The sequence below is a fragment of the Pseudoalteromonas sp. SR44-5 genome (assembly GCF_014163675.1).
Classification (GTDB): Bacteria; Pseudomonadota; Gammaproteobacteria; order Enterobacterales; family Alteromonadaceae; genus Pseudoalteromonas; species Pseudoalteromonas rhizosphaerae.
On record NZ_JACJDT010000040.1, the window covers coordinates 23,224 to 44,511 of the forward strand.

The following is a 21,288-nucleotide window of genomic DNA, read 5'->3' on the forward strand; positions in this document are numbered from 1 at the left end:
ATTATTAACTGTCCCTTTATTGTTAGGAGCAAGCGTTTATGTTCAGATTATTGTTTTTACTACCCATTATCCTCTGCTTAGTTTGGTACTTTTTTCTTAAATCAAATGGCGTACCGATCAAAAAAGGTAAGAAAGGCTTTATATATATTTTAGCGTTTTCTGCAATAGTGTTAGGTTTTTTTATTCTAATGCTCCAAGTCACTCACCCTACATAAATGAGTGACTTAAGCTAAAGTAAGCCAATTTGACGTTCACTTAGCATCTATAAACAAAAAATAAGCGCTAAAGTCAGCAAGGTTACAAAGCTCAGATCAGCAACAACAGCATCAGTTAATGAAATAATAGCTACGCAGTAATTTTAGATAAGAAGATTTTTTAGGTAATAAAAAAGCCGCTAGCTGCGGCTTTAATCAATTGCTTTAAACGCTGAAACTAGCGCCACACCCGCAGGTGGTAGTTGCATTGGGATTGGAAACAAAAAAGCGTGCGCCTTCAAGTCCTTCGGTGTAATCCACCTCACCATCAACTAAATATTGAATACTCATTGGGTCAACCACTAAGGTTACGCCATTTTTTACAATTTCTAAATCGCCTGGGTTTGCTTTTTCATCAAAAGTAAAACCATATTGGAAACCTGAACAACCTCCGCCTGTTACATAAACACGCAGTTTTAGATCTGGATTTTCTTCTTCGTCGATTAACTGTTTAACACGAACAGCAGCTGCATCGCTGAACTTAATGGGTAATTCTTCTGACATACCATAACCCTCTATACCTACATTGCTTTGATTATCTAATACCCGAGTGTTTTAATCAAGTATAGTAAACAACTACTAATTTCTTCTATAACTAGGTTGTCATCAGGAAAACCGATCCATCTTCAATAAGCTTGATCAAAAGTCACTTCTAGAGCTGACAATTTCACCTCGCATGTAATAGTGCTTTTTATCTAGCGCATCTGAATTTGTATTTTCATCATAATCAGTTACTGCAAAGCTCTCGACATCTGCATCATGGATGCGCTGAACACCATCAGACTGGCTATAATGATATACACCACTTTTATCCTTAATATAATTTCGCTCAATTTCCTCGAAAGAGTCAGGATCAAGCCCGTTTATTGCGCTGGTTTCATTTCCAGATAAATAATAAATATTACTTTTATCGCGAGCGAACTCATAGCTTGTAGTGAGTATTTCAAACGTCTGCAAGTCGGCCTCCGGTACAATAATATTTTCGCCATAAAAAATGTGGTTTTTATCTTTGGCATAACCGCTAAATAACGGTGTAAAAGAGTCGAAATCAACAGCTTTCAATATTTCATCATCATAGTAAACTGTATATTTCCCTTCTGTTTCTGAATAATTCCATTGTGGGAAGTTATCATCAAAATTTGAAAATGTTCGGGGATTTGCAGCTTCTATAATTTGATTTCTCAAGACCACTTGAGTGTCATTAAGCCAATATAATTTGTGACTGATTAATTGCCCTTTAATATTACGAGGGTCAACATCAGAAACCCGCTTCCCAAAATAATAAAAACTATGATTGTCGCTGGCATATAGTGACGTTGAATGTTCATTTTCATAGTCTTTGCTATCATAAGTAATGAAGCTATCAGGGTCTGCACCTGAAATCACTGTACCACTAAAATACACTGTATTATTAACAACAGCATAGCCACTATTTGGCACCCCTTTAATCATGTTAATAAACAAACTTGAATACCCAAAAACTACAAAAACAATGCAAACAACGACGGCACTTATTTTAGCTAATAAAAAACTGTTAATGCCTAAATAATTAATACCAAACAACCCAAATAAAATGAAGATGCCTACTGGGAAAAGCAAAAATAACATTACACTCAAAACTGCCGCTTTATTATCCACAGCTCCAGGAGCTGCAAGCATCATCGGTGACATCATCACCATTAAAGGCCAAGCCATTAATGCAAATGTAGTTATAATACTTAATAGTAGGTGCATAAAACCCTTCCAAAATTGAATATCCGTTTCTATGAGTTTGCAACTTACCCAAAGCCTTACTAAATATCAATTTGCTTTAAGTGAAATACCAGTAAAAATCTCAAGGACTTCCATTAACTATTTTGATAAACTGCCCGCTGAAATAGGTGGCGAGGAAATATGCATGTGGCTTGAAACGCTTAGGCGTCGCTTGGCAAAGCCAAAAACATCGGTGCAATTGTGCTTACTCGGCGTAAGTGCTGGACTCATTGCGGCGTTTTTGATCATTCTATTTCGCTTAACTATTCTATTTTTCCAAGGTTTGTTCCTTGAAAATCCTGACGATTTTACTACCTTACCGCCTCTTGAGCGGGTGTTAATGCCTATTATTGCTGCCTTCTTAATTGCGCTATTTGCTGCTTTGACTGGTTTTAAACATTATCGATTAGGTATTCCCTTTGTTATTCACCGTATTAAACGCCATTACGGGCAAATGCCGTTATACAACACGGTAAATCAATTTGTCGGTGGTGCACTGGCATTGATCAGTGGTTTCTCGGTTGGCCGTGAAGGGCCATCTGTACATATGGGCGCAACCGGTGCAAGTTTGCTGGCCGATAAATTACATTTGCCTCATAACGCCATGCGGACACTCAGCGGTTGCGGGGTTGCAGCTGGTATTGCCGCATCATTTAATACACCACTTGCAGCTGTTATTTTTGTGATGGAAGTGGTGCTTAGGGAATACAAAGTACATATATTTGTGCCAATAATGCTCGCTGCAGTCACTGGTGCACTGGCGACGCAGTTTGTATTTGGTGACGCATCAGAATTAGCACTGATCACAGTGACGGCATTAAGTGGCTGGCACTATCCATTTTTAATCCTGTTTGGTATGGCTTTGGGCGCGGTTGCTTATGCTTTTAACCAAAATCTAATGTTGATCATTCGTACCTTCAAACCTTTGAGTATGTTTCCACGTTTATTGCTGGCAGGTCTGATTGCTGGCGGCATTGCTTATATGGTGCCACAAGCGATGGGTTCTGGTATGAGTGCAATAACTTTGGCCGTAGAAAGCCCTGATGATGTGCAACTATTAACCACTATTTTAATTGCTAAATTACTGGCGACATTATTTGCAATTGGCTTGGGGATTCCCGGCGGGATCATTGGCCCAGTGATTGGTTTAGGCGTACTGATGGGCACTTTAATGGCCTTTTTTGCACAATTTATTAGTCCCGGCGTTGATATCTCTGGTACTTATAGCGTCTTAGGCATGGCAGGCTTATTAGCAGCCACCTTACATGCTCCACTGGCTGCTTTAACTACGGTAATGGAGTTAACCTCAAGTCCTGAAATAATCGTGCCGGCCATGTTAGTTATCTCAGCGGCATACGTCACCGCATTACAAGTATTTGGCAATCGGTCGATATTTTTACAGCAGCTCGACTTTCAAGGTTTAGCCTATCATGTCTCCCCTGCCACCGAAGCACTGCAAAAAGTCGGGGTAATGGACGAGATGGATGAAAACTTCAAACTACTCTATTCAGATGATAAAGAACAAATAGAAAGCACCTTAAATGCTGTTGATAGCCAAACCCCGTTAATTGTTTATGATCCTGAAAATGGTTATCGCCTTGCAGAATATGATTTAAGTTTAATGTCAGATCAAAATATTTCGATCAACTACATCAGCTTGCAAGGGATCAGCAGTCAAGCTACTTTGGCCGATGTGTTTGATGTATTAAAAGATAAGCGCAGCGGAGCTGTGTATATTTATAACTTACTCGATAATCAACAAATTATGGGAATAATGCGCTGGGATCAGATCCGCCACATTCTTACCATACGTAATAGCTTACTGTAACTAACAATAAGAGAACATTATGAGCGCGCTACTGATCTACAAAGCCTTACATGTATTTTTTATGATTGCCTGGTTTGCTGGCATATTTTACTTACCCCGCCTCTTTGTTTATCACGCTATGAGCGAAGAAAAGTCCTGTAACTCCATGCTCAAAGTGATGGAGCGACGGTTACTGTATTTTGTGACGCCATTTGCAGTACTAACGGCGGTGTTTGGCGTGCTGACAATTGTTGAATATGGCCGCGACTGGTTTAAATACAGCATGTGGATGCACTACAAATTAGTATTAGTGATCGTGCTATACATTTACCATGGCTATTGTTTTAAATTACTGGCGGATTTTAAACACGACCGTAATACTCGCAGCCACCGCTTTTATCGTATTTTTAACGAACTACCGGTATTAGTGCTATTAGTCATCGTATTTTTAGCTATAACTAAACCCAGCTTGTAAAATTTGCTATATAACCAAACCACTTCAAGATGCAGAAACTCGCTTCTTGAGGTGGTTTGGGTATAATATTGCGCGATTGCGTGCCCATCGAAGATGGTTAATCGCGCCCCTTTTGAATGTGATAGGAACAGCCCCCATGTTAAGTTTCCAAGGTGAAAATATTCTTTCTGTCAATCAGCTCGATCGCGACTGTATTGAACGTATTTTTGCAGTAGCCAAAAAAATGGAGCCGTATGCTAAAAAGCAAAAACGCACCAATGTATTAGAAGGCGCAATCTTAGCAAACTTATTCTTTGAGCCAAGTACCCGTACCCGCGTAAGCTTTGGTACAGCCTTTAATTTATTAGGTGGTTTGGTTCGTGAAACAACGGGGATGCAAAGCTCTGCATTAGCCAAAGGCGAGTCTTTATACGATACCGCGCGCGTTATTTCAGCTTACGCCGATGCGGTCGCTATGCGCCATCCTGATGCAGGCTCAGTGGCTGAATTTGCTACTGGCTGCTCAGTGCCGGTGATCAATGGTGGCGATGGCCCTAACGAGCACCCAACTCAAGCATTACTTGATTTATTGACAATTGAGCGTGAACTACATCGCTTCGATCAAAAAATAGATGGTATGCATATCGCCCTTGTTGGTGATTTAAAATACGGTCGTACCGTGCATTCATTATCAAAATTATTATGTCATTATAAAGATATAAAATTTTCGATGGTGGCACCTGATGGCTTACAAATGCCTAGCTATATTCTTGATGCCGTCGATAATGCGGGCCATAAAATTGAAATCGTCGATAAAATGGAAGGTAACTTAGCCGCCGATATCGTCTATCAAACCCGTATCCAAGAAGAACGCTTCCCATCGCAAGAAGAAGCCAATAAATACCGTGGTGGTTTTAGAATTAGCCAATCAATTTATAACACCCACTGCAAACCAAACTCCGTGTTAATGCACCCATTACCACGCGATAGTCGTATAGAAGCCAATGAGCTTGATAACGATTTAAACCTTAATGACAATTTAGCTATTTTCCGCCAAGTACAAAATGGCGTGTTAATTCGCATGGCGCTGTTTGCATTGACACTCGATGTTGCCGATAAAGTAGAGCAATACGAAGTTGCTGTGCCTTGGTTTAGCCGTAAACGCGATAGTTAATTTTAACGTGACAACTAATAGGATTTTTTATGACAATTAGCCAAGATTTATTTGCCCGCGCACAACAATCGATTCCCGGTGGCGTTAACTCTCCAGTACGTGCATTTAATGGCGTTGGCGGCACACCGCTATTTATTACCAAAGCCCAAGGCCCATTTACATTTGATGCTGACGGCAACCGTTATATTGATTATGTTGGCTCATGGGGCCCGATGATCATGGGTCATAATCACCCAGCTATCAAACAAGCAGTGCTTGATGCGGTAGAAAATGGCCTAAGTTACGGTGCGCCAACAGAAGCTGAAATTCTAATGGCTGAAAAAGTAAAAGAGCTAGTACCATCAATCGAAAAAGTTCGTATGGTAAGCTCTGGCACAGAAGCGACCATGAGTGCAATTCGCCTTGCTCGCGGCTTTACTGGCCGCGATAAAATTTTAAAGTTTGAAGGCTGTTACCACGGACATGCTGATTCATTATTAGTGAAAGCGGGCTCTGGCGCATTGACTATGGGCGTACCAAACTCGCCAGGTATCCCTGAAGATTTTGCCAAGCATACATTAACTGTTTCGTTTAATAACCTTGATGAAGTAAAAGCTATTTTTGCCAAATACGCTGACGAAATCGCCTGTATTATCGTAGAGCCAGTTGCTGGTAACATGAATTGTATTCCACCAGTACCGGGCTTTTTAGAAGGCCTGCGTGCGGTATGTGATGAATATAAATCAGTGCTTATTTTTGATGAAGTAATGACCGGCTTTCGCGTAGCCCTAGGTGGTGCACAAGCCTATTACAACATCATTCCAGACTTAACCTGTTTAGGTAAAGTGATTGGCGGCGGCATGCCAGTAGGCGCGTTCGGCGGTAAAACTGAGATCATGGATTACATCGCTCCTGTTGGCCCAGTTTACCAAGCAGGCACTTTATCAGGTAACCCAATTGCTATGGCTGCGGGTCTAAAATCGCTTGAGTTACTGTGCGTTGAAGGACTACATGCTGATCTTGAAGCAAAAAGTAAAGCAATCTGTGAAGGTTTTGAAGCCGCAGCAAAAGCTGCAGGCATCGCCCTAACAACTAACTATGCCGGTGGTATGTATGGTTTCTTCTTTACTGAACAAGAGAAAGTAACCACTTACCAACAAGCAACTCAGTGCGATTTAGAACGCTTTAAAAAGTTCTTTCACTTGATGCTTGAAGAAGGCGTGTATTTAGCACCATCAGCATTTGAAGCTGGTTTTGTTTGCTCTGAACACTCTGAGCAAGAAATTGCCGATACAATTGCAGCAGCAAAAAGAGCTTTTGCTAAGCTTTAAACTATTAAACATAGAAAAGCCCGCAAGGGCTTTTTTTATGTCTAAAATAAACACCTGCTCCAGTAATTACTTTACTGACAGCTTGACCTAAGTTCATAATATGCGATCAAGTGTTTAAAAATGGCATACCCCATGAAATAAATACTATCTTAAAAAGTGCAGAGTAACATATGAGAAATATTACAAACCAAAGACAAGTATTGCATAGCTTTTAAAGTAACAGTCTGGATCTATACTTGAAGCGAAAAGTGATTTAAAAGAAGTAAATCTCTTTGCAGAACAAGCATAAAACTCAGCGCAATCAATATTAATTAATGTCAAACAGCTCCAAGAAATGTCAGAAACATTCACCAAAACAATGAACTATTTAAAATCATAGCAAGATAATAGCTGCGAAAGTTATTGCTGCTTCATTCCCGTTGCTGATGCAGCAGACGTTCTTAAAAGTTCATCTGCTCGCTCTTTTTCTCTTTTTCGTTGCGCTGCAGTAGTGCAGCGTTTTCTTTTAAGCTTTGAACCTGCGATAGCTTCCATATCACACTTGTAACTGTTCGTACTTGCTATTTCTTGCTCTTTCGCACTTTGGCTATCTGCCTTATTTGGTGTGCTACCACAAGCTGCAATTAACGCTACTAAGATAAGTAAAATACTCGTTTTCATCTTTTTTCCCTAAAAGTTTTATTCCTACACGGTGTAGGTTTAAGGAACATATCTTTAAAGCGTAAACTAGTCAATACTCAATTTTGCAGTGCTAGTAGAATCAAATTAGTTTTAACACCTGCTTTGTTATGTATTTAAAACAACCTAAATATCGTAATCAAGAGCAGCTTAGTTACAGCTTGGCCTTGGCTCAAATTCACTGGCTCTAAGTGGCAGTTGAATTACTTTACCGCAGCCCGGTGGCGCTTGCTTACCCGTTAATTCATTAATAAAAGCCCAGCGAATTGAAGGCGGACGAGTATCTGCTATTGCCTCAGGGTTGAGCGGCTTAAGATAACGAATATACGTTTCTAATGCACCAACACTGCCCGTTAAGCCTGTACTTTTATTATCATCACGACCAAGCCAAGCAACGGTTACTGTATTTTGATCAAACCCTGCATACCAACTATCACGTAGATCATTACTGGTGCCCGTTTTACCAGCCAGCTGAATTGATGGGAAATGGGCATTTAAACGTTTAGCAGTGCCATCTTTAGTGACTCGCTTCATCGCGTATTTAGTCATATAAACAGCGGCTTTATCAAAACGCGGTTCAGAACTAACTTGGTGCTGATAAAGCACCCGCCCAACAGAGTCGGTTAATGCCGAAATAGATGTTAATTGACGGTATTCGCCATCAGCCGCCAACGTGGTATAAAGCTGTGCGACTTCAAAGCTCGACATTTCAACGGCACCAAGCAGTAATGATGGATAATGTGATATTTGCTCTTTAGCGCCGAGTTTATTAAGTGTATTCGCGACTTTATCAACCCCGACATCAAGTCCCAAGTTGACCGCAGGAATATTGATACTTTGACTAAACGCTTTATATAGTGGCAGCATACCGCGATATTGATGATCAAAATTCTCTGGTTGCCATACTTTGCCTTGCTCATTAGTCACTTGTACTGGCGAGTCATCTAACAAAGTAGCTAAGTTATAATGCGGTAAACCCAAAGCTGTCAAATACACAGCAGGTTTAACTAACGAGCCTATGTTGCGCTTAGTATCAAGTACGCGGTTAAAACCTAAAAAGCGCGGATCGCGTCCCGCAACTAAAGCAGATATACCGCCTTTCTCTACATTCACTGAGATCATCGCCGCTTCAAGCTGCTCTGTCGTGGCGCGTTTTTCAAGGTAAGGTAGGCTTTTTTCAATTGCCTCTTCCATTGCCGCTTGTTTTTGGAGATCAAAATAAGTGAATACACGCACGCCCGCATCGAGTACTTCTTGGTCCGGTAGTAATTTTTTCAGCTCACGATCCACCAGCTCTAAATAACCAGGATACGATTTAGGCAAGCTGTCTTTCATAGGTGCAATATCAATTGGCCGCTTTAATGCAGCACGGTATTCGCGGGTATCAATTAATTTATTATCAACCATCAAACGTAGCACTAAATCACGACGTTCCATAGTGCGTTCAGGATAACGGCGTGGATTATAATATGAAGGGCCTTTCACCATCGCAACGAGTAGTGCAATTTGATCGAATTCAAGCTCATCAACAGGCTTAGAGAAGTAAAACTCAGAAGCTAAGCCCATGCCATGCACACCTTGGTTATACGATTGACCAAGGTATACTTCGTTTAGATAAGCTTCTAAAATTTGATCTTTTGAATAGCGATAATCTAAAATTAACGCGATCAACGCTTCGTTAAATTTACGGACCAGCGTACGATCACGGGTTAAATAAATATTTTTTGCCAGCTGCTGGGTTAACGTACTACCGCCTTGAACTGTACGCCCTGCTTTAATATTGCTGTATAAAGCCCGCATAATCGAAAACACGGATACACCGTGGTGCTGATAAAAGTTCTGATCTTCAACCACTAGCAAAGTATCGGTAAGCATCGGCGGAAATTTATCCAACGGCACAAACTCTCGATCTTGTTTTGAATCATTGCCTATGCGCGCAATTTGTACTGGCTCTAATCGAGCATTGTTTAAACGCCTGCCAAACTTATCTTTAATACTCGCGAGTTTTTGTCCTGCAAAGCGTAACTCAATAACCTGTGCTTGCTCTAAGCCATCATAAAATTCAAATTCACGACGGAAGATTTTAATACTATCGCCCGCTTTTACATACTGACCAGTTCGACTTAACTGATTGACCGATGAATAGTTTAGCCTATCAAGCTCCCACACCACTTCTTGGCTAGATAAGAATTGTCCTGGGTAAAAACCCATTGCTCGTGCATAAACTTGTGCTGGTAATTGCCATTTATTGCCTTCAAATTGACGCGTAATTTTGGCGTCCAGATAAATTAAATATAAGCCCATCGCAACAATGCCAGCTAAGCTTAGTTTCCAAAAAATAGACCAGACTTTGCGACCAATTCCACGTTTTTTTATATTCGCTGCAGACGTATTTTTAGTCGAAGTTTTTTTCACCGACTTAGACGCTGTGCTTGGTGCTTTCTTTGCCGGGCGTTTTGATGGAGTTTTAGTGGAGCGGGAGTCTTTTTTATCAGCCATTGACGTTGCTATTTATTTCCAGAGTTTAATTTACAGGTGCGAGCTTAGCATATAGCTATATACCCAAGCCACCTCAAGATGCAGAATTCAGCGTTTCACAGGGGCTTAATATCAAGGCGTTACTTTGCAAGAATGGTAATCCCTTCTAAGAAGTAACAACGCTGAGAGTAAGTTCCTGTGAAACGCCCAAGGGGTTGGTTTAAATGCGATTTATACTGCGTTATTGATTTTAGCAATAGAACCACTATTACTTGCAATCAATGCCTTACCTAAATCGCTTTTAATTCCAACTGAAACTCGCTTCTTGAGGTGGTTTGGGTATATTACACCTGCAAAATTAACCTTGACTGAAACTACTTGCCCCGAACTTTGGGCATTAAATTTTTTAACCTCAGTTGCGGTGGCTTCATTTTAGCGTGTACACAACCACAATGAGTGGATCATTGCCGGTATAAAAAATATAAAGCACAAGACAATATTAATAATCAAATCTTTACCCACACCCGCTTTCAAAAACACAGCAACAGGTGGTAAAAATATAGACAAAATAATCAGTAATAGTTTGTTATCCATGCTTAACCTTATTTGTAGTTGGAGTGATTTTAAGCATAGTTACTTATTGTGATTTTTGCTGTTTTAATAAACTTTAATTAAAAAAATTTAGCCTCTGCGTATATACAAAAAAAGCCCTAATCTAAATTAGGGCTTTGCTTTGAACACACAATGATTTTAAAACTTTTTACTTTTACTTAGTTACTGCGTACCGAAACAAACTCAGGGTAAGCATCAATGCCACAATCGTGTTGATCCATACCGTTTAGTTCTTCTTCTTCTGTTACCCGGATCCCCATGGTTTTCTTCAGTATTGTCCACACAATAAGTGAAGCAATAAATACAAAACCTAAGATACATACTAAGCCAATTAACTGGTTAACTAGGGTTGCATCAGTATTTGATACTGGCACTAAGATAATACCCAAGATACCGCACACACCGTGCACTGAGATAGCACCTACAGGGTCATCAATTTTAACTTTGTCTAGTGCTACAATGCTGAATACCACTAATGAACCACCTAAAATACCCAGTAAACAAGCAAGTAAAGGCGACGGTGATAATGGATCTGCGGTGATAACAACCAAGCCAGCAAGCGCACCATTAAGTACCATAGTTAAATCTGCTTTACCCCATAACACTTTACAAACAAACAGTGAAGCAATGGCACCGGTTGCCGCAGCAGCGTTAGTATTTAATAATATTTTACCAACTGCAGTCGCGTTTTCAGCATCAGAGATAAGTAGTTGTGAACCACCATTAAAGCCAAACCAACCCATCCATAAAATAAATGTACCTAATGTAGCCAATGGTAAGTTAGAGCCTGGAATTGGATAAATTTCACCATTTTTACCATATTTACCTTTGCGAGCGCCGAGCATTAATACACCGGCAAGTGCTGCAGCAGCACCTGTGCCGTGAACAATGGCTGAGCCTGCAAAATCAACAAAACCCATTTCAGATAAGAAACCGCCACCCCATGTCCAGTAACCTTCAACTGGGTAGATAAAACCAGTTAACACTACCGCAAAGGCTAGAAAAGCCCACAACTTCATGCGTTCAGCAACCGCACCCGATACAATCGACATAGCGGTTGCAACAAATACGACTTGAAAGAAAAAGTCAGATTCTAAAGAATGATTAGCATCAGCGGCTTGGGTGCCAATAAGCCCACCTAGAGATGGAATTAAGCCACCTTCAGCGTTGTCTACATACATAATGTTGTAGCCAACTAGTAAGAACATGGTACATGCGATGGCATAGAGCGCCACGTTCTTAGTTAAAATTTCAGTGGTATTTTTTGAACGCACTAAGCCCGCTTCGAGCATGGCAAAACCTGCTGCCATCCACATTACTAAAATACCCGACATTAAAAAATAAAATGTATCTAACGAAAACTTGAGTTCTACGATCGTGTTTTCCATAAAGCCCCCTTAAATTGCTTCTTCATCTAATTCACCCGTACGGATACGGACAATTTGATCTAAGTCGTAAACGAAAATTTTGCCGTCGCCAATTTTGCCTGTTGCTGCAATTTTGGTAATGGTCTCAACGACCCGTTGACAATTTTCGGTACGAGTAGCAATTTCCAGTTTAATTTTAGGAATAAAATCAACTTGATATTCAGCTCCACGGTACAACTCTGTATGACCGCGTTGACGACCAAAACCTTTGACGTCAACAACCGTCATCCCCTCAATGCCTAAATCAGCTAGCGCTTCTCGCACATCATCTAATTTGAATGGCTTTATTATTGCACTAATCATTTTCATAGTGGCCCCCTTCGGACGCTTATTGTTATCCTGTTTGCTAAGACAATCCAACCTTTGTGCCACTATTTTTAACGTTTTAAAAACAACAAATTACATAATAAAAACAAATTACCCGCATAAAAAATGCACCATATAGGTGCATTTTTTTAACATCTTAACTGTACTGGTGCAGCAATCTAGTTTTGTCTGACGACACAGTCTCTACTTTGTTCTTTAGCTTGATACAAAGCTTTATCAGCTAAGCGCATGGCACTTGTTAACGTAACATTTTGAAATTTTGTTAAACCAATACTCACCGTAATTGTAAATGCATCACCATTGATCACAAAATCATACTCAGACAACCGCACTCTAAACGCTTCAAGTAACTGGTAAGCTTGATCTAAATCTACATCAGTTAATACAATGGCAAACTCTTCCCCCCCCACGCGTGCAACGGTAAAATCTTTAAACGAACTACGTAATAAAGACGCCACTTGCTTTAATGCCTGATCTCCAGCTTCATGGCCAAATTTATCATTGATTGCTTTGAAAAAATCAATATCAAGTAATGCTAAACTATTGTTACGCGAGGTTTCTTTTAGCCGTTTTTCAGCAAATTGATAAAAATAACGGCGATTATAAAGGTTGGTTAAATCATCGCGAAAGGCACTTTCTTTAATATCTGCGATCAGTGACAGCTGCTCCATAGTCTGTAATACACGACAATGAAACTCTTCATTCATAAAGGGTTTGGTTAAAAAATCATTCGCGCCGAATTTAATAAACCGTGCTGATAAACCATGCTTACCCGCACCTGATAAGCCAATAATCGCTAAATCATCACGACCACGAAAATTTCGCACCGCTTTAACAAGCTCAAAACCATCCATTGTCGGCATCGCATAATCAGTTAGTAATAATTTAATCTCTGGATCATTTTTCAGTATTTTTAAAGCTTGCTCACCATCATGCGCATCTTGTACATCAAATAGCTGTTTTTCGAGCATTTGTTTCATTAATGAACGGCTTAAACGAGAATCATCAGCAATTAAGGCTTTGCAACCTTGGTTACGTAATAGCTGAGCGACTAATTTAACCGCATAATGATAAGAATCACGATTATCTTTTATTACATAATCGACTACCCCAAGCTCTAATATTTGCTGGCGTTTATATTCATCAATGGTAGATGTTAGTACTACGGTAGGGATCATTTGGTCTAAAGTATATTTAACAACTTCGCCATTCATCGCATCAGGCAGGGTTAAATCGACCAAAGCAAGCGTATACTGATGTTTTGCAATGAACTCTTTGGTCTCGGCAAGTGACCAAGCAAAATCGACAGCAACATCAAGATAATGAGCTGATAAGTGCCGCAAAACCTGCTGGACCACTTTACTATCTTCAACAACTAAAACTCTTTGCATATATCTTCTCTACACTTCAGGTGGACATTGCGAGGGGAAACTTTTTACGAGTAAAAACTAAAAGTCATAATAAGCAGTAATATACTTTATTATCAGCTTGAGCAAAATATATTGCTGAATATATACGCATAAAATAGAGTATTTACGTTACTGATAATATTTATGTCTAATGCTCACCGATTAATATCGTCGTCTAGTCTCATTCCCTTTGTTATTTACAAAAAAATTATCTTTAATAGGTTAACTATTGTTTAAAGGATCCACCATGAAGCTTATCAGTATCATTAGTGTCTCTGTGGCCATACTTACTTTGAGTGTAAGCACAGCCAGTTATGCAGAAAATCAACGTCGTATCGATGTCGATAGTAAAGTTGTCACCGAACATAAAGCGCGCATCAATGGCGAGCGTTTTTCATATACCGCAACCACAGGCACACAACCGGTATGGGATGACAAAGGCGATGCCGTTGCAACATTGCAATACACTTATTATGAACGCGATAAAGTTGACGATCGCACTAAACGCCCATTGTTAATTTCGTTTAATGGCGGACCTGGCTCTGCATCGGTATGGATGCACTTAGCCTATACTGGACCACGGGTATTAAAAATTGATGACGAAGGCTACCCTATTCAACCGTATGGTGTGAAAGACAACCCATACTCAGTGCTTGATGTTGCTGATATTGTTTACGTTAACCCAGTAAACACTGGCTACTCGCGTATTCTTGAAAACGATAAGGGTGAATTACCAAGTAAAGAAGCGCAAAAAAGCATGTTTTTTGGTGTCAATGCCGACATTAAATACCTAGCAGAATGGTTAAACACCTTTGTAAATCGCACTGAGCGCTGGCGCTCACCTAAATTTTTAATTGGTGAGAGCTACGGCACAACCCGCGTATCAGGGCTTGCCCATGAATTACAAAACAGTCAATGGATGTATATCAATGGTGTTGTGCTGGTTTCACCAACAGACATTGGTATTAAACGCGACGGTCCGATAAAAGCAGCTAACCGTCTACCTTACTTTGCTGCAACGGCGTGGTATCACAAAGCTTTAAGCCCAGCATTGCAAGCTAAAGATTTAGATGAATTACTACCAGAAGTTGAAGACTTTACCGTTAACAAGCTAATTCCTGCACTTGCTAAAGGTGGCTTTATTAATGATGAAGAAAAACGCGCTATCATTAAACAAATGGCACTGTATGCCGGTGTATCTGAAAAGTTTGTTGCGCAAAACAACCTTGATATTCCTACCAACTTTTTTTGGAAAGAACTACTACGTGAGCGCGGTCAAACGTTAGGCCGTCTAGATTCGCGTTATTTAGGCATGGACAAGCGTGACGCTGGCGAATCTCCAGACTACTGGGCTGAGCTAACATCATGGTTGCATTCATTTACACCAGCCATCAATCACTACTTACGTGAAGAGCTTAACTATAAAACTGACGTAAAATATAACCTGTTTGGTAATGTACACCCGTGGGATCGCAGCAATAATAACACTGGTGAAAATCTGCGTTTAGCAATGGCGCAAAACCCATACCTCAATGTGATGATCCAATCAGGCTACTATGATGGTGCCACTAACTACTTTGATGCTAAATACACTTTATGGCAACTAGATCCAAGTAGTAAAATGCGTGATCGCCTAAGCTTTAAAGGCTACCGCAGTGGCCACATGATGTATTTACGCCATGCAGATTTAGAAACATCAAATAACGATTTACGTGATTTTATTTTACAGTCACTACCAAAAGAAGGTGAAGCTGCGAAGTATTAAACAGCGCTTAAAACCACTGGATTAAAAAAGCCCGTTTTTACGGGCTTTTGTTTATCGATAATTCGGATATACTCAAACTATTGATTTTACGTTTTTGGAAAACACAGATGACTGAAAACTTCCGTGTTATGTATGCAGGTCTAGCTCAAGATATTGAGCAATCGAATGCAATTAAACAACTGGCTGTAAAGCTCAAAGCCCCTGAAAGTAAAGTAGCTGCATTTTTTGAAAACAACCCCCTATTTGCGCCTTGTGAAAAAGAAAAAGCACTCAAGCAAGCAAAGCTACTTGCCAGCGTAGGCATCAAAAGTAAACTGCAACCAATAACCAACAACACACCAGCGGTAAGTAGCAGCGATACAACCAACCAGCGAGATGAGCGTATTTTTAACGCCCTTGATTACATCACCAGTAGTTTAATTCGCATCGAAGAAAAACTCGACGACCTAGAGCAACGCTTACCAGCCACAACCCAACAACCAGATCCTGATGAAGGCGACGAGTGGCAAACTGACGACCTATTGCTAGATGAAGAGCTGACAACGCCGATCAAAAAACGCAGTAACATGCTGCTGTATTCACTTATAGCTATGGTTGTTGTCTTGCTTGTAGTACTAGGATTGTCGTTTGCATTCCCTGATTTATTCAGTTTTATGGATAATTAACAGATAAAGCAAAAATAAATATGAGCGAAAAAAGAGCACTGATCCGCCAAAAAATCCGTAAAGCACGTAATTCACTGTCAAAATTTGAGCAAGAAATTGCCGCAGAATCGCTTAAAGTGAATTTTACTCAACACTTAAAACAGCAAAAAACTATTAAAAACGCCCATATTGGCATTTATTTTAGCAATGACGCAGAGCTAGATACCTCATTGTTAATAAAAGACCTTTGGACTAAAAACCACACCCTTTACCTACCCGTTATTCACCCATTTAACGGCACTACTTTATACTTTCAGCGCTATGAAGAAAATTCACCCATGAGGGCAAATCGCTATGGTATCTTGGAGCCTAAGTTAAATTGTAGTCAGATATGCCCACTTGCTGAGCTTGATTATCTGCTAATGCCATTAGTTGCATTTGATGATAACGGTAACCGGTTAGGGATGGGGGGTGGCTTTTATGATAAAACTTTGGCGCGCTACGAAAAAGAAAACTGGCATAAACCACAACTGATTGGCCTTGCACATCAATGCCAACATGTTCCAAGTTTACCGGTTGAATCGTGGGATGTACCATTAAATTACATAATCACACCACAGAAAATCTACCATTGGTAAGCAATTTATTTATATACTAATGGCAATCCCTCTCACCTATTGAGCACATAATCATGACACAAGATGAATTAAAAAAAGCAGCTGCTTGGGCTGCACTCGAATTTGTAAAAAAAGACACCATTGTGGGTGTTGGCACAGGCTCAACTGTAAACCATTTTATTGATGCATTAGGCTCAGTAAAAGACACCATACGCGGTGTGGTATCAAGTTCTGACGCTTCAACCGAAAAACTAAAAGCACTCGGTCTTGAAGTATTTGAACTCAATGATGTTGATGCCCTTGACGTGTACGTTGATGGCGCAGATGAAATAAATGCGCTGAACGAAATGATCAAAGGCGGTGGCGCAGCACTAACCCGCGAAAAAATAGTCGCAGCTGTAGCAAAACAATTTGTATGTATTGTTGATGAAACAAAAATAGTGGACACCTTGGGTGAATTTCCACTGCCGGTAGAAGTTATTCCAATGGCACGCAGTTATGTTGCTCGTGAATTGCTTAAACTAGGCGGCGATCCAGTTTATCGCCATGGCGTGGTAACAGATAATGGTAACGTTATTTTAGACGTACATAACTTGTCGATCAGCCAAGCAAAAGATTTAGAGCTGACAATTAACCAAATTGTTGGCGTAGTAACCAACGGCTTATTTGCCCACCGTGGCGCAGATAAAGTGATTATCGGTACCAAAAATGGGCCGCAAATTAGATAAATAGGATGAGGATATGAGTAAGGTATCGTTAGCAAAAGACAAAATTAAAATTCTTTTGCTTGAAGGTGTACATCAAAGCGCTGTAGAAACGCTAAAACGTAACGGCTACAGCAATATCGATTATGTAAAAACCTCATTGCCTGAGGACGAACTAATTGAGCGCATTAAAGATGTGCATTTTGTAGGCCTTCGTTCTCGTACTCATATTTCTGAAGCTGTACTTGAAGCGGCAGAAAAACTGGTTGCCGTTGGTTGTTTTTGTATCGGCACTAACCAAGTTGATTTAAGTGCCGCACGCAAGCGCGGTATTGCAGTATTCAACGCACCGTTTTCTAATACCCGCTCTGTTGCTGAGTTAGTACTTGGTGAAATTTTACTATTGTTCCGTGGTATTCCAGAGCGTAATGCCATTGCTCACCGTGGCGGCTGGTTAAAAACCGCCAATGGCTCATTTGAAGCCCGTGGTAAAACTCTAGGTATTATTGGTTATGGCCACATTGGTACGCAGCTAGGTATCATGGCTGAAAATATCGGTATGAACGTTGAGTTTTACGATATTGAAGACAAGCTAACCCTAGGTAATGCCACACAAGTACATAACCTAACGCAGCTACTGCAACGCGCTGATGTTATTAGCTTACACGTACCTGAAACACCGCAGACTAAAAACCTGATTGGTAGCGCGGAAATTTCAGTGATGAAGCAAGGTTCAATTTTGATCAACGCCTCACGCGGCACTGTAGTTGATATTGACGCCCTAGCAGAAGCACTTCGTGATAAAAAAATCAGCGGCGCTGCCATCGACGTATTCCCAGTTGAGCCAAAATCAAACGATGAAGAATTTGTATCGCCACTACGCGAATTCGACAACGTAATTTTAACACCACACATTGGTGGTTCAACTCAAGAAGCGCAAGAAAACATTGGTATTGAAGTAGCGGGTAAACTAGCAAAATACTCAGATAACGGCTCAACTATTACTGCTGTTAATTTCCCTGAAGTATCACTGCCAGAGCTTGCTAACCGTAGCCGTTTATTACACGTACACCACAACCGCCCAGGTGTGTTAACCCAAATTAACCAAGCGTTTGCCCAGCACGGCATCAACATCGCCGCGCAATACTTGCAAACAGACGAAGCGATTGGTTATGTAGTAATAGACGTAGATACCGACCACTCTGAAATAGCACTAAAAGAACTAAGTGCAGTAGAAGGCACGATCAGAGCACGTATTCTTCACTAATATCAGTCAGCGGTCAAAAAATAAAAGCCGTGCTTGTTAAATCAAGCACGGCTTTTATTTGGATGAAGAATACTACGTTTTTTCAACCTTAGCCGATGAAATATTGCCAGTTTTATTGTCTGTATTAAACAAGCTTCACTTAAGTTACATCTTACTGTATTTGCTTTAACGGCTCACTCTTAAGTATATATTTCAACAACTCTGTCAAAAACTTCTCTATTACTAAATGCCTCAATAGAGGCGTTAGCTAGGGTTTTCCTCTACCAAAACCTTATTGAGAAACGACGCAAGTACGCTGCGCATTTCGTCTACCCAAGGATGAAACAACCAAAAGGTGTGCGGTGTATCGGGTATGGTATACACTTGTTGATGGACGTTGTTTTTAATTAGCTGCGCTACAAAAGCATCTCTGCCAACATGAAAACGGTCATGGGAAGAGTTAATAAATAACGTTGCTGGAGTATGTTTACTTAAATATTCTACCGGCGAAACCGCATGCCAACGTTTTGGCTCTTGTGCATAACGCCCACCTAACCAAAGCGCTGCATAAGAAATCTTTCCAGGTTTATCTTCAAACATCCTAGCCGCTGTTGAGGTTAAATCAGCCACGCCGTCAATGTTCACGATTGCTTGCACTGCTTCGTAAGGCGATTTTGTATCGTGATTGGTACTCATGGCCCCGAATAACGTGGCCATATGAGCACCAGAAGACGCCCCTAACACCGCGATTTTTTTGGTATCTATCATATATAATTTATGATGTTGTTTTAGCCACTTAATCGCATCGTTGATATCTGCCGTAAGCTACTTGCTTAACAGCCACATCGACAGACGAAGTAAACGAATTTGTTTATTGATTTAGAATTGACCCTCACTGTATAAAAACGGTCAAAAAAATACTAGTGCCTATTGACAGAGTTTAGGCTCATATGTGTTATATGCCAAGTTCAGATATTTTCCTCAGTAAAGCAGAGTCTATTTCAGTGAGGATACTACGATGCTCATCATCTATGAATAAGGCATAAGGTTCTCTTTCGCCATCACTATTTTGCTTAGGAAGGGCAATAGCTTTCGAGTTAACATCTGGATTTATTACACTTGGCTTTGTGTAATACATGTTTGGGATAGAAATATCCATCATGAGTGGGAGATCATCTCTTCGTGGTGCATCAATACTTCTGTGGGCAGAGTACTTCATTCGGAAAGGAATCCCCCTCTTTAATGCAGGAACCTCAGAATCTTGAGCAGCAATAAAATCTGATTTTAAGAAATAATAGATTTGGCCTATTCGGTTTAGGTAGGCAACAACCTCATGAAACCAATGAATATCGTCATCCTCTGATAGCAGACGCATGTAATTTTTAAAATGATAATCAAGCCCTTTCATAATGTACTTAACACCATGCACCTGCTGATAGTAAACCTCATGCTCTCTGAGAATTGCTATTTTATCAAGAATGCGGTTTAGCATAATTCTCCTTATTGGCATATAACGCCCCGATAAGCCGACGAAATGAGCACAGCGAGTTGAGGTCGGATTGATTGGTTTGTTAGCAGCCAACTGCATATTTAAACCTTATCGATTTTTATAATGTTATTTGAACTGCTTGGTATGAATGCAATAACAACACAACGACCATTTTTTATAAAGCTATCGTGTTGCCTATTAGCAAAAAAATACTTCTCAGTGCCATAATCATTGTACTTAAACGCAATACCTGAAATAGAAAATGACTCTGAACGGCTATTACTTTGGTTGACTTCATAATTAGCAATACAACCCTTAATTTTTTGAACTTCATTATTTTCTACAGCGAGTTTAACAGTATATAAATCGATGTAATTGAGAGAAGTGGATATTAAACCAAACGCAAATACCAGAGAAATAAATAGGAAGATGTATTTGCCTTTAACTTTTGTGACTTGTGATATTGCACTTATAAAAGGAGTATATTTTAACGCGACAAACAAAATTACAGAGGCGATTATATAACCAACCAGAAACAGGGGGTCTGAGTTTAGCCCTTCTATGTTGCTGACATAATAGGTGCTGATTGTCGGTTCTAAAATAATTGAATTCCTAAAGTTTTATCCACTTGGCTGCTAACGAGGCTGTAGAATAACTCGTTTTTAATTTATTTTTATTGATGTATTAACCATAGCCGAGTTCCTATTTTGATTCAATTGGTTACTTCTATTTTACGTAAAATATAAAAAGAGGATTTGCTGTTGCTTTAATTGGCGTTTTGAAAGGTATGACAGGTGTTTGAGTGGCTTATTTGAGGTGATAAAGGGTTACCCTTATTAATGTAGTGTGTTTTACATGTGCGAATTAGTTTTCAAGTTAAACCTCTTTTACTTCTCTTTCTCTGCTCTTTGTGCAAAAGCTCTTTAATTGAATTATTCAAAACGAGGTTAAGAGACGCTGCGCTTTAGAGTAATACTGATACTAGATCCATGAAGTCTTTACGCGGTTGGGTATACTTGTAATGGTCAACAAATTCTGTAGAGATTCTAAGCGGCATTTTTTAATTCATTATATTTCTGATGTGGCGTCATATAATTAAGCGTAGAATGCCTACGTTTGTAATTGTAAAACTGAATATAAT

At 40.0% G+C, this 21,288-nt stretch carries 20 protein-coding genes; 9 read left to right on the top strand and 11 right to left on the bottom strand.

Features of this window, described 5'->3' with window-relative positions; all coding sequences use genetic code 11:
• Positions 1-419: 419 nt before the first annotated feature.
• Both erpA and H5154_RS17525 read right to left on the bottom strand, forming a co-directional pair.
• Positions 420-758 (bottom strand): iron-sulfur cluster insertion protein ErpA, encoded by a 339-nt coding sequence (gene erpA / locus H5154_RS17520; RefSeq protein ID WP_058560150.1) that lies wholly within the window; start codon positions 756-758, stop codon positions 420-422.
• 135 nt (positions 759-893) lie between these two features.
• Positions 894-1,988 (bottom strand): DKNYY domain-containing protein, encoded by a 1,095-nt coding sequence (locus tag H5154_RS17525; protein ID WP_220493419.1) that lies wholly within the window; start codon positions 1,986-1,988, stop codon positions 894-896.
• A 163-nt stretch (positions 1,989-2,151) separates the two neighbouring features.
• Between H5154_RS17525 and H5154_RS17530 the strand changes: the two genes are divergently transcribed.
• The 4 genes from H5154_RS17530 (at position 2,152) to hemL (ending at position 6,751) form a co-directional block, all read left to right on the top strand.
• Complete coding sequence (locus H5154_RS17530) at positions 2,152-3,834, top strand: chloride channel protein (protein ID WP_145241292.1); 1,683 nt, start codon at positions 2,152-2,154, stop codon at positions 3,832-3,834.
• A gap of 19 nt (positions 3,835-3,853) precedes the next feature.
• Positions 3,854-4,288 (top strand): CopD family protein, encoded by a 435-nt coding sequence (locus tag H5154_RS17535; RefSeq protein WP_145241290.1) that lies wholly within the window; start codon positions 3,854-3,856, stop codon positions 4,286-4,288.
• 136 nt (positions 4,289-4,424) lie between these two features.
• Positions 4,425-5,441: an aspartate carbamoyltransferase gene (locus H5154_RS17540; protein ID WP_145241288.1), complete on the top strand. Its 1,017-nt coding sequence runs from the start codon at positions 4,425-4,427 to the stop codon at positions 5,439-5,441.
• A 29-nt stretch (positions 5,442-5,470) separates the two neighbouring features.
• Positions 5,471-6,751: a glutamate-1-semialdehyde 2,1-aminomutase gene (gene hemL, locus H5154_RS17545; RefSeq protein WP_149982051.1), complete on the top strand. Its 1,281-nt coding sequence runs from the start codon at positions 5,471-5,473 to the stop codon at positions 6,749-6,751.
• Between the two features lie 399 nt (positions 6,752-7,150).
• Here the strand turns inward: hemL and H5154_RS17550 are convergent, their stop codons facing one another.
• From H5154_RS17550 to H5154_RS17575, 6 genes are all read right to left on the bottom strand, one after another.
• The gene (locus H5154_RS17550) at positions 7,151-7,411 is read right to left on the bottom strand and encodes a hypothetical protein (protein WP_182719120.1); all 261 of its coding nucleotides are present in this window, start codon (positions 7,409-7,411) and stop codon (positions 7,151-7,153) included.
• Between the two features lie 168 nt (positions 7,412-7,579).
• Positions 7,580-9,928, bottom strand: coding sequence for a penicillin-binding protein 1B (gene mrcB / locus H5154_RS17555; RefSeq protein WP_182719121.1), 2,349 nt, complete (start codon positions 9,926-9,928; stop codon positions 7,580-7,582).
• A gap of 411 nt (positions 9,929-10,339) precedes the next feature.
• Entirely contained in the window at positions 10,340-10,501 is a 162-nt protein-coding gene (locus H5154_RS17560; RefSeq protein ID WP_145241282.1) for a YqaE/Pmp3 family membrane protein, read from the bottom strand.
• A gap of 176 nt (positions 10,502-10,677) precedes the next feature.
• Entirely contained in the window at positions 10,678-11,907 is a 1,230-nt protein-coding gene (locus H5154_RS17565; RefSeq protein ID WP_182719122.1) for an ammonium transporter, read from the bottom strand.
• Positions 11,908-11,916: 9 nt separating this feature from the next.
• Positions 11,917-12,255: a P-II family nitrogen regulator gene (locus H5154_RS17570; protein ID WP_149982054.1), complete on the bottom strand. Its 339-nt coding sequence runs from the start codon at positions 12,253-12,255 to the stop codon at positions 11,917-11,919.
• Positions 12,256-12,431: 176 nt separating this feature from the next.
• Positions 12,432-13,664: a diguanylate cyclase gene (locus H5154_RS17575; protein WP_149982055.1), complete on the bottom strand. Its 1,233-nt coding sequence runs from the start codon at positions 13,662-13,664 to the stop codon at positions 12,432-12,434.
• A gap of 265 nt (positions 13,665-13,929) precedes the next feature.
• Between H5154_RS17575 and H5154_RS17580 the strand changes: the two genes are divergently transcribed.
• The 5 genes from H5154_RS17580 (at position 13,930) to serA (ending at position 18,679) form a co-directional block, all read left to right on the top strand.
• The gene (locus H5154_RS17580) at positions 13,930-15,447 is read left to right on the top strand and encodes a S10 family peptidase (RefSeq protein ID WP_182719123.1); all 1,518 of its coding nucleotides are present in this window, start codon (positions 13,930-13,932) and stop codon (positions 15,445-15,447) included.
• A gap of 107 nt (positions 15,448-15,554) precedes the next feature.
• A complete protein-coding gene (locus H5154_RS17585) occupies positions 15,555-16,112 on the top strand; it encodes a hypothetical protein (protein WP_182719124.1) in 558 nt (185 codons plus the stop codon).
• A 20-nt stretch (positions 16,113-16,132) separates the two neighbouring features.
• Positions 16,133-16,729, top strand: a complete 597-nt coding sequence (locus H5154_RS17590; RefSeq protein ID WP_182719125.1) for a 5-formyltetrahydrofolate cyclo-ligase — start codon at positions 16,133-16,135, stop codon at positions 16,727-16,729.
• A gap of 53 nt (positions 16,730-16,782) precedes the next feature.
• Entirely contained in the window at positions 16,783-17,436 is a 654-nt protein-coding gene (gene rpiA / locus H5154_RS17595; protein ID WP_145241270.1) for a ribose-5-phosphate isomerase RpiA, read from the top strand.
• 13 nt (positions 17,437-17,449) lie between these two features.
• Positions 17,450-18,679: a phosphoglycerate dehydrogenase gene (serA, locus tag H5154_RS17600; protein WP_145241268.1), complete on the top strand. Its 1,230-nt coding sequence runs from the start codon at positions 17,450-17,452 to the stop codon at positions 18,677-18,679.
• 243 nt (positions 18,680-18,922) lie between these two features.
• Here the strand turns inward: serA and H5154_RS17605 are convergent, their stop codons facing one another.
• The 3 genes from H5154_RS17605 to H5154_RS24195 form a co-directional block, all read right to left on the bottom strand.
• Complete coding sequence (locus tag H5154_RS17605) at positions 18,923-19,471, bottom strand: alpha/beta hydrolase (RefSeq protein WP_182831132.1); 549 nt, start codon at positions 19,469-19,471, stop codon at positions 18,923-18,925.
• A gap of 142 nt (positions 19,472-19,613) precedes the next feature.
• The gene (locus H5154_RS17610) at positions 19,614-20,150 is read right to left on the bottom strand and encodes a hypothetical protein (RefSeq protein WP_182719126.1); all 537 of its coding nucleotides are present in this window, start codon (positions 20,148-20,150) and stop codon (positions 19,614-19,616) included.
• Positions 20,151-21,193: 1,043 nt separating this feature from the next.
• Positions 21,194-21,288 (bottom strand): IS3 family transposase (locus tag H5154_RS24195; protein ID WP_404936147.1); only part of this gene is annotated, 95 nt, incomplete at its 5' end.